The organism is Segatella cerevisiae (assembly GCF_024054555.1).
Lineage (GTDB): Bacteria > Bacteroidota > Bacteroidia > Bacteroidales > Bacteroidaceae > Prevotella > Prevotella cerevisiae.
The window spans coordinates 57,983-71,514 of record NZ_JAMXLY010000004.1 but is presented as its reverse complement, the minus strand read 5'-3'; the positions used below and the strand labels follow the sequence as shown (position 1 = coordinate 71,514).

Genomic DNA, 13,532 nt, shown 5'->3' with positions numbered 1-13,532 from the left:
AATTTCTGTCAATGATCCTTGTTTCCCTGATGATAAGTTCCCTGGTCCGTTATCTGTCCACTCGGATTCTTCTCTATAAATTTGCCATCTTTCACACCGTTGGCATAATTGCCTTCAAAGCGTGTTCCGTCTTTGGATATCTCTATAGCCGGGCCGTCAGGACGCCCTTCTTTATAAGTACCTTGGAAGACATTGCCGTTGGCATAATGGATGACAACTTCTCCATCGACTTTCCCGTTTTTGAACTGTCCTTCGAAAATATCATTATTCTTCTTGACGAGTTTCCCCGTTCCATTCTGCACGTCATTCTTCCATTGTCCGGTATAAGTATCTCCGTTATCCCAAACCATGGTCCCCAGTCCTTCTTTCGCACCTTCATTGAAGGCACCGGTATACTTGTCACCGTTGGCATACGTGAAAGTACCCTGACCGGTCCGCTCGCCCTGAACGTAGTCTCCATCATAAAGGTCCCCGTTCTGGAATTTATAGACACCTTTCCCGTTTTGGATATCATTCTGCCAGTCGCCTATATAAACGTCACCGTCAGAATATTTATAGGTACCTTTTCCATTGCGCATATTATCAGCCCACATCCCGTCATAGGTCGAGCCGTCTCCCCAACTGAAAAAGCCTTTGCCTTCTTTCTGGTCATCCTTCCATTGTCCACGATAATAGGCTCCGTTGGAAAACGTATAAGTGCCTCTTCCCTGACGCTTGTTCTGAAACCAATAACCGTCATAGCGGTCTCCATTATAATAATACATCACGCCATGCCCCTGTTGGACATTCCGAAACCATAGTCCTACATACTTGTTGTTATTGGCGAAATAGTAGGTGCCTTTTCCATGCTGCTGATCCTGAAACCACTGACCTTCATATTTCTCGCCGTTACTGTAAGTATAGACGCCATAGCCCTCGCGTCTGCCTTTCACATATTCCCCCTCATAGGCATCCCCGTTCTTATAGAGCGTATTGCCTTTCCCATAGGGTTTGCCACCGGACATTTCACCCTTATACAGTCCGCCGTCACGAGTGGTGCACGAACCTAAAGTTATTTTCTGGGCAGTTGCGGCTGCAGAAGGAAATACGAATAATAATGTCAGTATAAGAGTTTTTAAAATCATGGAAAAAACTTTGATTACATCCACAAAGATAGGCAATTCCCATCTAACTACCAAATTATTTGGAAAAATTAAAACTGTAACTCATCCCCGATTTCCAGACAATTTTTCAAGGGTTGAGTTTCAACTTGTCATGAATGTAAAACCGATCCTACTGAATCATATTCCGGCAGAAGAATCCAATATCTTCAATATCAAAGTTTTATCCGTATGGGCATCTATGCAGAAGCGGTTATCCGTCCTCTTTCCTACCAGCCAAACCACATTTCCAGTGGTATCAGCAAGCACCAATTGGCGCCTTTTCTGAAAGAGATTGCACTTCAAATCCGTCAGAAAATCACTGACCAACTTTGTGCCATGCATCCCAAAAGGCACAAAACGATCACCTTCTTGACAATAGCGGAGGGTGAGGGGAAATTTTACCTTCCCTGCATCCAAGGTCGCTGTCCCTTCCTCCTTGGAGATGACAACAGTCTGAGCATATTTGACCTGAAGTTTGAGATCATCTGCAAAGACGTAAGTACCCGTTTCCGGTATCTGCATTTTTTTGACGCCATGCTCGCATACAGGTTGGATGAGAATCTTTCCCCTGTCTATGAGAAGTTCATGGGTCTTTGATTGCCACACCTTGCCGGACTTATCCAAAGATTCATAGATTTCCTCTGCCTGGGAACCACTGAAGCCATACAAGTTGATGATGGTAAAGAGCAGTAATTCCGGAGAAGGAAAAGCCCTGATACTTTGGACGGTGACAGATGCACCGGTCTCCTTAACGGTCGAGTCCCCTGCTTCCTGAGGCAAATAGAGGGTTATGCCCGATTTCATGGAAATGTAATTGTTGATATAATGCTCCAAAGCATGTACAGCCATCCCGACATATCTCGCCGTCTTCGTCACATTCGTCTTGACTGCCGGATTGATCTTTTCCAATAATGGAATCACATCCAGTCGTATCTTGTTTCGGGTCACATCATCTATGAGATTGGTACTGTCGATGACATCATTCTGATTCAACTGATGCAGGTAATCCTCTATATCTGACCGACTTACACAAAGCAGTGGACGGATGATTCGCCCTTGTAGGGGAAGAATTCCTTCGAGTCCTTTGATACCTGTCCCTCTCACGAGATTCATGAAAACCGTTTCCACTGAATCGTCCTCATGATGAGCCACGCATATTCCTTCTGCCCCGAGCGATTGCCGCAATTTTTCAAAATACCGGTAGCGGAGGTCACGGGCTGCCATCTCGATGCTCACCTGATGCAGTTCTGCATAACTGCGGGTATCAAAATGGACCAAATGCAGAGGTATACCCAGCCGGTCACAAAGGTCACTGCAGAACTTTTCGTCTCTGTCCGACTCCTCGCCCCGAAGATGAAAATTACAATGAACTGCTTCGATCTGATAATTCAAATTCTGCAAGACCCTCAATAGAGAGACGCTGTCAGGACCTCCCGACAAAGCTACGAGATAGCGGTCTTTTCTGTCCATCAAATGACGGACTTCGATAAAATGCTCAACGCGGTTTTCAAACGCCTTGAAATTCTGCATGTTATCCTTTATTTATTTCCTTCAAAAAAGCCTCAGCGCGTTTCAGATCTGCCGCGGTATCTATGCCTACAGTCTCCTCGCTGGTGATGCCGACCTTGATACGGTATCCGTTCTCAAGCCATCTCAGTTGTTCGAGGTTCTCCGCCTTTTCGAGTTGTCCTTGAGGCAGACGTGTAATTTCCTTCAGTACCTGGCGGCGGTAGGCGTAGATTCCCAGATGCTTCAGGAATGGATAAGCGCCCAACCAGTCCTTTTTCTCTTGTCCTCTGACAAAAGGAATAATACTGCGGGAAAAGTACAAGGCAAAACCTTTTCGGTCAAGGACGATTTTGGGGGAATTGACATTCTCAACTGCCTCCATCGAAGTAAAGCGCTTCCCCAAAGTTGCGATCTCTGTATCAGGATCGTCAAAACACCGGCAAACAGCTTCTATCTGGTCTTTCCGGATAAAAGGTTCATCACCCTGAATATTGACCACCACATCACAATCACTCCCGATCTTCTCCATCGCCTCTTCGATACGATCTGTACCGGTCTTATGATCGGAACGTGTCATCACTGCCTTTCCCCCGAAACCGGTGACTGCATCAAAAATCCGACGGTCATCAGTAGCGACATAGACGAGAGGCAACGTGCCTGAGACTCGCTCATAAACCCACTCTATGACAGGTTTTCCACCTAACACCGCAAGCGGCTTACCGGGGAAGCGTGAAGAAGCATATCGGGCAGGGATAATCCCTAAAAATTTCATAGACATAGCAATTCAACTTTAAATGCCAAACAACTCTTATTCAGATCCAACATGAGAACTGTCGATCTTTCTGATTGCAGGGGACTCGGACGCCCTATTCCACATAGAGGACGAGACCTTTCAGATATTCCCCTTCAGGATGATAGATATTGATCGGATGGTCGGCAGGCTGATGCAACTGATGCAGGATACGCACCCGACGGTGCGCTTGCGCTGCTGCCGTGAAGACTGCAGCTCTGAACTGATCCTTATTGACCGCTTGAGAACAACTGAAGGTGAAGAGGATACCCCCGCTTTCAATACGTTGGAGTCCTTTGAGATTCAATCTGATATATCCCTTCAACGCATTGTGCAAAGCAGAGCGGTGCTTGGCGAAGGCAGGAGGATCGAGAATGATCAGATCATACTTTCCTTCGTGCTCATCCAAGAATTTGAAAGCATCTTCGCTAAAAGCTTCATGCCGGTTGTCACCGGGGAAATTCATTTCTACATTAGCCTTTGCCAGTTCGATCGCCTTCGCGGAACTGTCAACGGAATGTACCGATTTTGCTCCGCCCCGCATGGCATAGACCGAAAAACCGCCTGTATAACAGAACATGTTCAGGACCGAACGGCCCCGAGAATATTTCTCGAGAAGGGCACGGTTATCGCGTTGGTCTATGAAGAAACCTGTCTTCTGTCCTTTCAACCAATCAATATGAAACTTCAATCCGTTTTCTATTGCGATATTATCGACGTTTCCACCATAGATAAACCCAGTCTCATCCTCGAGGTCATCACCCAAAGGCAATGTCGATTCACTTTTATAAAACACATTCTCTATACGACCCTTCATCACCTCAAGCAAGACCTTGCAGATCTCTTTCCGACAACGGTGCATACCCATAGAGTGCGCCTGCATCACAGCCGTCTTGCCATAGCAATCAATCACCAGCCCCGGCAAATTGTCACCTTCACCGTGAACAAGTCGATATGTATTGCCGGAGGGACTATCAGCTATTCCGATAGCGATGCGCATCTTCAAAGCCGACTCCAGTCTCGCTTTCCAAAAAGCGTCATCTATGGGACGTTCCTCAAAACTCAACACCCTAACGGCAATGCTGCCGGTCTGATAATGCCCCAAGGCGATAAAAGAACCGTCCTTCAAGATCACTCTGACCAAGTCGCCTTCTGCGATGCCGTCGTCCATATGACTGATTGCTCCGGAGAAGATCCAAGGATGAAACCGTTTAAGACTCTCTTCTTTACCTTTTTTTAAATAAACCTGCTTATATTTTTCCATCTTAAACTCCCTTGATCCTTTCTTTTGAAAGAGAGGTCTTGTCGGCCTCGGAACTATCCTGAACTGCTTGTACCGGAGCGACTGGCTCAGGTACCTTTACCAATTGATAATCGTGCGTCTTCAACAATCTCTGCATCTCCTCATACAATTTGATGCAGGTCCACGCATCTGTCGCAGCATACATTTTCTGATTCTCTCTCAACTGATCAGCTGCCCAATTGGTCAACCTCTGGGACTTGCTGATCTTCATGTGGAAGATGTTCGCATAAAGTTTCTGAAGACTCTTATCTTCAATCCCAAGTTTGGGAGCAATATTCTGCAAATCTATGAAATATCCCGGTTTGAATTTTTCTCTCCGTTCCAATCCCAGAATATCATCGTGCCACGAAAGTCCGACTTTCGGAACTTTGGTATCTTCCAGGAATCTGATAATATCCGGCGTCATGCCCGTCTTGTTCAGGCGGATAAGGAAACAGGTATCATGAGTTGAAACCTGCAGGAGAGAGACCTTATAACTTAGTCCGGCTTTGAAAACCGGCTTGGTCTCTGTGTCGACTCCCAATATATCGCAGTTGAGTAGATAATCAACAGCAGTGCTCACATCATCCTTGGTAAATATAGTGATAATCCTTCCCGGAAAACTGACTCTTGGCAAAGTTTCTATGAGATGTTTATCGAACTTATTATATATGACTTTTTTCATTTCCAAATTTTACTGTTTGCAAATTTAGAAAAAAGTTATGAAATTGTAACCGCCTTTAGAAGTTTTTCTTTATTTTTGCACCTAAAAAGAGAAGCATTTTAAGATGGTGAAAAAAAAAACTGAGCCTAAATCAGGGAAGACTGGTAAAAAGACCAGAAGACAAAGCAAGTATACAGAGCATTACAAAGTAGACTTTTTCCTGGGTCTCATTCTTTTTGCCTTTGCTGTATATGTGATTATAGCAATGGTATCCTATCTTATCACTGGGACAGAAGACCAGAGCATCCTGGAAAATATGCGACCGGGTGAATGGTTGAATCCCAATCACGAATTCATCAACTATTGTGGCTCTCTGGGAGCTATTCTCTCCTATTTTTTCATTACCGAGAATTTCGGATTCCCCGCTTTTCTCATCCCCCTGTTCATGATCCTTGGAGGATTCCAACTCATCAGGGCTTATCACCTTCATCTGTGGCAATGGTTTTTCGGTATGGCATTCGTCATGATCTGGTGCTCGATCGCCTTCTCCAAATTCCTCACTCCGATCATGGGAAACCTGTTCTTCAACCCCGGGGGTGAACATGGTCTTTTCTGTGTCCAGAAACTCGAAGGGATGGTAGGTCCTCCAGGACTCATTGCCATCCTTGTCATTACGGGGATTGCATTTCTGACCTACCTGACGACGGAAACCATTACTGTCATCGTCAAGATGCTCCACCCTACAAAATACATCAAAGTTCCTTTTTCCATTACCAATGCTTCCAAGTCGGAACAGCCCGAAGAACAACCTGAGGACAATGTCTCCAACGACACGGAAACTGAAGAAAGTGCATCAGAACCTTCTGAAGAGGTCCAACCTGAAGATGCCACACTGAACAATGGCGTCATTGACTTAAACGAGCAAGACCACGAGAACGAACCTTCGGAAGCCCCTGAAGATAAAGAGAGCGATGCAGCCGACAATACGCCACTCACTACACCTGAAATTGTCCCTTCACCTCTTCTGGAAGCACAGCGGACGGCCCGCCTGAAGACAGAAGAAGAGGCGAGCAAGAATATCGGAATGGAGATCCAGATTGCTGAAGAAGGAGACCGTGCAACCAAACGGACAGTGAACAACGATAACGTCCTCAAGACGCCTATCAATCCGAGAGAGCCTTTTGTGAATTATCAATTTCCGACACTCGACCTACTGAAGAAATATGCCAATGACGGTCAACCCTACATTGACGAACAGGAGCAGATAGCTAACAAGAATCGGATTTCAGAAGTTCTCCATAATTTCGGTGTTGAGATCCGTTCGATCAGAGCAACGGTCGGACCAACCATTACCCTTTATGAGATTCAACCCGCAGAGGGTGTCCGCATCTCCAAGATCAAGAATCTGGAAGACGATATAGCGCTGAGCCTCTCTGCTCTCGGCATCCGTATCATTGCCCCGATACCGGGAAAAGGCACGATCGGAATAGAAGTACCAAATGCCAAACCGAACATTGTCTCAATGGAAAGTATCCTGAATTCCAGAAAATTCCAAGAGACGAAGATGGAACTGCCTCTGGCTTTGGGGAAGACCATTACCAATGATGTCTTCATGGTCGATCTGGCAAAGATCCCGCATCTCCTTGTTGCCGGTGCCACAGGTCAGGGTAAGTCAGTCGGCCTGAACGCGATGATCACCTCCCTCCTTTACAAGAAGCATCCCAACGAATTGAAGTTTGTCCTCATCGACCCAAAGAAAGTTGAATTTTCCATCTATTCCAAAATAGCCAAACACTTCATGGCTGTTGTCGACGAAGACGAAGAACCGATCATCACAGATGTCACGAAGGTTGTCCGCACACTGAACTCACTCTGCAAACTGATGGATCACAGATACGACATGCTGAAACTGGCCGGTGCAAGGAACATCAAGGAATACAATGCTAAATATGTCAATCACAGACTGGATCTGACGAAAGGTCACCAGTTCATGCCTTACATCATCGTTGTCATCGATGAGTTTGGCGACCTGATCATGACTGCCGGCAAGGAGATAGAACTTCCTATTGCCCGCATTGCCCAATTAGCCAGAGCTGTGGGGATTCACATGGTTATCGCAACACAGAGACCGACGACGAATATCATTACCGGTAACATCAAGGCCAATTTCCCTGGCAGAATAGCTTTCAAAGTTGCCGCTGCCGTCGATTCCAAGACTATTTTGGACAGGAGTGGCGCCAACCAGTTGATCGGTCGAGGCGATATGCTCTATGTCAATGGAAACGAACCGGTCAGGGTGCAGTGCGCATTTGTCGATACGCCTGAAATAGAACGCATCAATGACTATATAGCCTCTCAACCTGGACCTGTGTCACCTATGGAACTCCCCGAACCGGACAACAAAAACGATACGGATGACAACAGTCTCAAACCCCGCTCTCTGGATCCCTATTTCGAAGAGGCCGCTCATGCCATCGTCCTCTCCCAAACCGGCAGTACGAGTATGATCCAACGCCGTTTCTCCATAGGTTATAACCGTGCAGGACGACTGATGGACCAGTTGGAAGCCGCAGGGATTGTAGGGAGTGCCCAAGGCAGCAAGCCGCGTGAAGTGCTCGTGCAAGACGAGAACCAACTGAACGTTATCCTCACCCAACTTAGGGGATAATCCACATAAGACTCAATGTATCAATCGATATAGATCAAAACAAGAATATGAAAAAGTACACTTTTCTATTTCTATTTTTAATTTTAGCTTGTACGATGCAAGCCCAGACAGCTGCACAAGTATTGAATCGATGTGCCTTTGTCATCGGTCATAAAAGCGGCGCAAGTGCATCTTTCAGGTTGTCATCAGCCAAATACGGTTCTGCAAGTGGGACGATTGCCATAAAAGGCAACCGTTTCCGTGCGACGACCCCACAAGCCATTGTATGGTACAACGGCAAGACCCAATGGAGTTATATGAAAAAGACGGGTGAAGTCAACATCAGTACTCCGACTCAGGCACAGCAGATGTCGATGAATCCCTACACCTTTATTCATATCTACAAGACAGGTTACCGTTCTTCTCTCCAGCGTTCAGGTTCCAACTACATCGTCCACCTGACAGCGGTCAATCAAAAACGGACAGTGCAGGAACTTTACCTGACCATCAACAAGAACAGTTATGTTCCAAGTAAAGTACGCATGAGACAGGGAAGTACCTGGAGCACGATTACGATCAGCAATTTCAGAGCCAAGAGTCTGCCGAATTCTCTGTTTTCTTTCAATGCGAAAGATTATCCCAAAGCAGAAGTGATCGATTTACGCTGAGCCATCCCCCTTTCAACACTTCGAGTTTCAAAAGACCATGAGCCTATAAACCATTCCTGTCCTGAATGCAAGAAACGACATTTCACAAAAGGTTTTCAATATACAGAGCACTACTCCATCACCGCCGCTTGGCGGAGAAAAGGAGTCTGTTCCACGGGAGAAACCAAGCCGCGAAAGTTGCTCTCAGCATTGCAGGGGCAGTCATCCTGGTCTATCTGTTCATCGTATCCATCTCATTGGCTTTAATGGTATCAGAGGACCACGGGATGTCTCCAATAGGTGTTCTGTTCAGCCTCATGCCCTTTCTCGTTGCCGTTGACTTTCTCCTACGCTTTATCGTTCAACAGACCCCTTCTCAGATGGTCCGCCCCTACAGTCTGCTCCCCTTGCCCAAACATGTCTGCATCGAGAGTTTTCTGATCTCCAATCTTCTCAGCATCGGCAATTTCATCTGGCTGGTACTGATTGTCCCTTACACGGTCATGACCATACTGCCGGAAAAGGGTCTACTGGCAGCCTTCTGTTCTATCCTCGCCTGCCAGTGGATGATCTGGCTATCCAGTCAGTTCTTTCTGTTGACCAGAACTCGGATCAATGATTCCGTCTCCTGGTTCATTCTGCCTCTGGTTTTATTTGCCGTCCTTTTCCTGCCGGTCTATGCGGGAGAGTCAGCAGGGTGGGATCAGTATTATAAGGTCTACACCTTAATAGGCAATCATCTGTCCCATCTGAACGTCCTCTATTGGACAGTGCTCACGGGCATGCTTGTCCTCTTGTTTTTTCTCAACAGGAAAGAACAGGAAAAACATATCTGGAAGGAACTCTCTAAGGTCACTGAGACCTCCGTACACAATATCAGCAAATACAGGTTTCTTGACCGTTGGGGGGAAATAGGAGAATACCTCCAATTGGAATTCAAGTTGATTTTCAGAAACGTGAATCCCCGCAAGACCCTACTCTTTACAGTTCTGAGTATCTTCTTCTATTTTGCCATATTCCTCTGCACGGCGGATGCTACAGAGACGGCAAACAACGGATCGTTTTCTTGGGAGTCCGATTTCTGGTGCTTTATCTGTTTTATACTCCCGGGCAGTATGCTCTCTTCACGACTGATGAGTTATGAAGGCAACTATATTGATTTCTTCATGGTAAGGAAAAACAATCTATACCCTTTGCTTCTCACCAAATATTATTGCTTTGTCGGTTTGCTCATCATACCGCTTATCGTTTCGATTGCAGCTGTAATACTCGGCAGATGGAGACCGCTGATGATTTCTGCATACGCGCTCTATGCCGCAGGACCACAACTGATCACAGTCATGCACACGGCCATCATCAACGACCAGACAACACCGTTGGATACACGACTCACCAGTCGTACTTCAAAGGATTACAACTATCTGGCCATGGTCATCCGGTTCTGTACTTTCCTACTGCCGGCAATGCTCATTGCATTATTCAAGGTCCTCTTCAACTCTTCCACTGCCTATCTGATGCTCATCATCCTTAGCATTCCCTTCCTTCTGAGCCACAGATGGTGGATCAGTCAGATCTATCAAAAGATGATGAAAAGGAAATATGAGCATCTGGAAAATTTCAGAGCTTCAAGATAACAGACACTTTCAGAAGAACAGTGGAATTATTCCTTCTGAAAATTCTGGAGTTCTTTATAAATACTCTGCACCGGCAATCCCATCACATTATAATAACTCCCTTTCAATCCGGTACAACCGATATAGCCGATCCATTCCTGAATACCATAGGCTCCTGCTTTATCGAAAGGATGGTAATGGGTGATGTAATAAGAGATTTCCTCTTCGGTCAAAGATTTGAAAGTCACCTCTGTTTTCACAGAATAATGCCGCTGTCTGTTTTTCGTTGTCAGGCAAACTCCCGTTACGACCAAGTGCGTTTTACCACTCAATAGCCTCAGCATATCGGCAGCCTGTTCTGCACTCTTGGGTTTTCCCAGGACCTGTCCTTCACACACGACTACTGTATCAGCAGTGAGCACCAGTTCCTTGTCGCCGATTGCGTTCCGATAGGCCTCGGCTTTTTCTACAGCGATATATTCAGGTACTTCGACGGCAGGCAACTGACTGGGATAGTTCTCCTGAACATTTGGAATCACCCTAACTTCAAAAGGGATATCCAGACCTGCGAGGAGTTCTTTTCTCCGAGGAGAGCCACTGGCTAAAACAAGATGATATTTAAAAGATTGCATGTATTCGATAAGATTTATTGTAGGCGTATTACCAACCAAATGCCTTTTTGTCTGAAAGCCATTTGCCCTGGGCCCTCAGCACCTGTTCGAGGACCTCTCTGCCACAACCGTCACCGCCATCGCGAGAACAGATATAGCAGGACACGGCTTTGATCTCTGCGGCTGCATCGCGGGGGCAACAGGCACAACCGCAGCGCTGCATCACTTCGTAGTCGGGAATATCGTCGCCCATATAGAGGACTTCTTCATCCTTGAGATGATATTTTTCCAATAGAGCATCATAATATTTCAGTTTTACGGCAGCGTCCATCACCACATCCTGAACACCGAGGTTCTCATAACGGATGCGGACAGCCTTTGTATGGCCTCCTGTCAATATCGCCTCCTGCAAACCCATCTTGACAGCCAACTGAATAGCATAGCCATCCTTGATGTTCACAGTCCTCAAAGGTTCCCCTTCGCTTGACAGGACAATGGTCTGCTTCGACAGCACACCGTCAACATCAAAGATCACCAACTTTATTTTCTTCAAATCGTAATCTATCATCAGCGTTTGTTTTTCTTGTCGGCGAGATGGATGCTCATGGACATTCTCTCATAGATGTCTTTTACGAGAGGATTGTCCTTCAACAATGCAGCTTGAGAACGGATGACATTCTCATCGAAGCGGACTGCCGGACCTGTCTGGGCCTCCAAAGGTGTGAGATGATGGACTTTGTGAGCTGTCTCGTCAATCAACGGCAACATCACTTCAAACGGAATATGATGGGCAGACAACAGGCCCGAAGCCAAGGTATAACAGTGATTGGCAAAATTGCAGGCAAAGACGGCAGCCAGATGCAGGTATTTCCGATCCTCTGAAGAGAGTTCGTTCACCCTTGTCGAGATGGTCTTCCCTAAGATGTGCAAGGTATGGATGGTCAATTCATCGTTACCTTCTATAAAAATAGGGATTTCGGAAAAGTCGACATCCCTGTTTTTCGAGAACGTCTGCATCGGGTAAAACACGCCATAATGCAAAGCCATGCCCTTGAATACATTCATTGGCATGGAACCTGCCGTATGGGCAAAGACCTTCTTTTCCCGTCCTTTACACAACTGGGGTATAATCTCCGCCAACACACTGTCCTTGACTGCGACAATATAAAGATCGGCATCTGTTCTTACTGCCCCGAGATCAGTCGTCGGTGCTCCCCCGGCTCTGGTAGCCAGTTCTGAGGCTGACTCCATTGTACGACTATAGACCTGTACGATATCATGACCTGCATTCAGCAAGGCCTTGGCTAATTGAGTAGCGAGATTTCCCGCACCTATAAATATAATCTTCATATACTGCAAAGATACTCATTTAGCTCTAAAGAAATTGAGTTGAAAACACTTTTTTATCAAATTTTAGCTAATATGTAGAGGTCATTCCAAACGAATATCGATTGTCATCAGACTGACATTCATTTGTCTTATATTTTTAAGGTAATCTTATTCTAATTCTCTTTTTTTTTATATCTTTGCAACAAGAGGTACACAAATGGAAGGAATCCATATCAGAATTATTCAGAAGGGTCGTGATCTGCCGGAAATGAAAGCAGATAACTTCTTTCACAGTCCGGAATTGTTCCGTATCACAGAACAAACACCAGGCACTACCCCTTATATGGTTGTTGCTGAAAACGCCCAAGGTCAGTGCATAGCCCATTTGCTGGCGACGATCCGCAGGCGGGGGACATTGATACCACCTTTTTTATATGCCAACGGCCGCATTTACGGTCAAGGAGAATACGACAGTTCTATCCAGCACCCAGAAGAACTGTTCAGGATGATGCTTGAAGCCATCACTCAAAAATTCAAGCGCCACCTGTGTTTCTACGTTGAGGTCTCGGAAATACACCCGAAGATGTTCGGATACCGCATGTTCCGCTTATGCCACTATTTCCCTATCCACTGGCAGGAAATACACAACTCGCTGCATAGCAAGGATCCTCAAGAGCGACTTACGAGAAAAATCCACCTTCGTATCGAGAAGGCTTATGCCCAAGGGGTTGAAACCCGTGCAGCCTATTCTCCTGAAGAAGTCCACAAATTTTATAAACTCCTCAAGGGTTTCTATAGAATAAAGTTCAGGAGACTGATTCCACCGGAGAAACAATTCTCAGAACTCAGCCGCAATGACAAGGCTCAAATTCTGGTGACGCTCTATCATGGCAAACTCATCGGTGGCAGCGTTTGCGTGTATTCTCAGGGGAATGCTTATCTATGGTATTTAGCTTCCAAGCGGAAATCATACCCCACCCTCCATCCGAACACGATGACGATATGGTATGCCATTCAGTATGCCTATGAACACCACTATGCCCACGTTTATTTTATGGATGTCGGCCTGCCTTTCAAGAAGAATCCATTCCGGGACTTCATCCTCAGATTTGGGGGAAAACCTGTAGCCCGTTACCGCTGGTTCCATTTTTACTTTCCTTTATTGAACCGATTCCTTGGGTGGTTGTTCAAGGAATAGCTCCGGCTCACTCCGCCTTTAACCAAGAGGAGAATAGCCTTTATCTAGGGGAAAATAGCATTGGTCGTCTCACGAAGGAAATAAAAGAACTTAAATCAAC

At 46.0% G+C, this 13,532-nt stretch carries 12 protein-coding genes; 4 read left to right on the top strand and 8 right to left on the bottom strand.

The features are described 5' to 3' along the window. Positions 1 to 8 precede the first annotated feature (8 nt). The 5 genes from NG821_RS01985 to NG821_RS01965 form a co-directional block, all read right to left on the bottom strand. Positions 9 to 1,124: an MORN repeat-containing protein gene (locus NG821_RS01985; RefSeq protein ID WP_252759983.1), complete on the bottom strand. Its 1,116-nt coding sequence runs from the start codon at positions 1,122 to 1,124 to the stop codon at positions 9 to 11. A gap of 156 nt (positions 1,125 to 1,280) precedes the next feature. Continuing rightward, a complete protein-coding gene (tilS, locus tag NG821_RS01980; protein WP_252759982.1) occupies positions 1,281 to 2,672 on the bottom strand; it encodes a tRNA lysidine(34) synthetase TilS in 1,392 nt (463 codons plus the stop codon). Position 2,673: 1 nt separating this feature from the next. Then, a complete protein-coding gene (gene kdsB, locus NG821_RS01975) occupies positions 2,674 to 3,423 on the bottom strand; it encodes a 3-deoxy-manno-octulosonate cytidylyltransferase (protein ID WP_252760020.1) in 750 nt (249 codons plus the stop codon). Between the two features lie 94 nt (positions 3,424 to 3,517). Next, entirely contained in the window at positions 3,518 to 4,705 is a 1,188-nt protein-coding gene (locus tag NG821_RS01970; RefSeq protein WP_252759981.1) for a class I SAM-dependent rRNA methyltransferase, read from the bottom strand. A gap of 1 nt (position 4,706) precedes the next feature. Then, on the bottom strand, positions 4,707 to 5,408 hold the full coding sequence (locus tag NG821_RS01965) for a 3'-5' exonuclease (protein ID WP_252759980.1): 702 nt from the start codon (positions 5,406 to 5,408) through the stop codon (positions 4,707 to 4,709). 103 nt (positions 5,409 to 5,511) lie between these two features. On the opposite strand from NG821_RS01965, the gene NG821_RS01960 reads away from it, so the two are divergent. The 3 genes from NG821_RS01960 (at position 5,512) to NG821_RS01950 (ending at position 10,315) form a co-directional block, all read left to right on the top strand. Beyond that, positions 5,512 to 8,055, top strand: a complete 2,544-nt coding sequence (locus NG821_RS01960) for an FtsK/SpoIIIE family DNA translocase (RefSeq protein ID WP_252759979.1) — start codon at positions 5,512 to 5,514, stop codon at positions 8,053 to 8,055. Between the two features lie 47 nt (positions 8,056 to 8,102). Next, on the top strand, positions 8,103 to 8,702 hold the full coding sequence (locus NG821_RS01955) for a LolA-like putative outer membrane lipoprotein chaperone (protein ID WP_252759978.1): 600 nt from the start codon (positions 8,103 to 8,105) through the stop codon (positions 8,700 to 8,702). A gap of 65 nt (positions 8,703 to 8,767) precedes the next feature. Next, complete coding sequence (locus NG821_RS01950; RefSeq protein WP_252759977.1) at positions 8,768 to 10,315, top strand: DUF5687 family protein; 1,548 nt, start codon at positions 8,768 to 8,770, stop codon at positions 10,313 to 10,315. Between the two features lie 26 nt (positions 10,316 to 10,341). Here NG821_RS01950 and NG821_RS01945 read toward each other — a convergent pair whose 3' ends face one another. Genes NG821_RS01945 through NG821_RS01935 form a run of 3 tightly spaced genes read right to left on the bottom strand, consistent with a single transcriptional unit; the run spans position 10,342 to position 12,255 of the window. Continuing rightward, positions 10,342 to 10,926, bottom strand: coding sequence for a Maf-like protein (locus tag NG821_RS01945; RefSeq protein ID WP_252759976.1), 585 nt, complete (start codon positions 10,924 to 10,926; stop codon positions 10,342 to 10,344). Between the two features lie 28 nt (positions 10,927 to 10,954). Continuing rightward, positions 10,955 to 11,473 (bottom strand): KdsC family phosphatase, encoded by a 519-nt coding sequence (locus NG821_RS01940; protein WP_252759975.1) that lies wholly within the window; start codon positions 11,471 to 11,473, stop codon positions 10,955 to 10,957. Next, positions 11,473 to 12,255, bottom strand: a complete 783-nt coding sequence (locus tag NG821_RS01935) for a Rossmann-like and DUF2520 domain-containing protein (protein WP_252759974.1) — start codon at positions 12,253 to 12,255, stop codon at positions 11,473 to 11,475. Before NG821_RS01935 ends, NG821_RS01940 begins: the two co-directional genes overlap by 1 nt. 196 nt (positions 12,256 to 12,451) lie before the next feature. Between NG821_RS01935 and NG821_RS01930 the strand changes: the two genes are divergently transcribed. Then, a complete protein-coding gene (locus tag NG821_RS01930; RefSeq protein ID WP_252759973.1) occupies positions 12,452 to 13,432 on the top strand; it encodes a GNAT family N-acetyltransferase in 981 nt (326 codons plus the stop codon). The last annotated feature ends 100 nt before the right edge of the window (positions 13,433 to 13,532 follow it).

Bases quoted from the DNA above. Each gene is read 5' to 3' on its own strand.
- NG821_RS01985 (WP_252759983.1), bottom strand. From the start codon at position 1,124: ATGATTTTAAAAACTCTTATACTGACATTATTATTCGTATTTCCTTCT.
- tilS (WP_252759982.1), bottom strand. From the start codon at position 2,672: ATGCAGAATTTCAAGGCGTTTGAAAACCGCGTTGAGCATTTTATCGAA.
- kdsB (WP_252760020.1), bottom strand. From the start codon at position 3,423: ATGAAATTTTTAGGGATTATCCCTGCCCGATATGCTTCTTCACGCTTC.
- NG821_RS01970 (WP_252759981.1), bottom strand. From the start codon at position 4,705: ATGGAAAAATATAAGCAGGTTTATTTAAAAAAAGGTAAAGAAGAGAGT.
- NG821_RS01965 (WP_252759980.1), bottom strand. From the start codon at position 5,408: ATGAAAAAAGTCATATATAATAAGTTCGATAAACATCTCATAGAAACT.
- NG821_RS01960 (WP_252759979.1), top strand. From the start codon at position 5,512: ATGGTGAAAAAAAAAACTGAGCCTAAATCAGGGAAGACTGGTAAAAAG.
- NG821_RS01955 (WP_252759978.1), top strand. From the start codon at position 8,103: ATGAAAAAGTACACTTTTCTATTTCTATTTTTAATTTTAGCTTGTACG.
- NG821_RS01950 (WP_252759977.1), top strand. From the start codon at position 8,768: ATGCAAGAAACGACATTTCACAAAAGGTTTTCAATATACAGAGCACTA.
- NG821_RS01945 (WP_252759976.1), bottom strand. From the start codon at position 10,926: ATGCAATCTTTTAAATATCATCTTGTTTTAGCCAGTGGCTCTCCTCGG.
- NG821_RS01940 (WP_252759975.1), bottom strand. From the start codon at position 11,473: ATGATAGATTACGATTTGAAGAAAATAAAGTTGGTGATCTTTGATGTT.
- NG821_RS01935 (WP_252759974.1), bottom strand. From the start codon at position 12,255: ATGAAGATTATATTTATAGGTGCGGGAAATCTCGCTACTCAATTAGCC.
- NG821_RS01930 (WP_252759973.1), top strand. From the start codon at position 12,452: ATGGAAGGAATCCATATCAGAATTATTCAGAAGGGTCGTGATCTGCCG.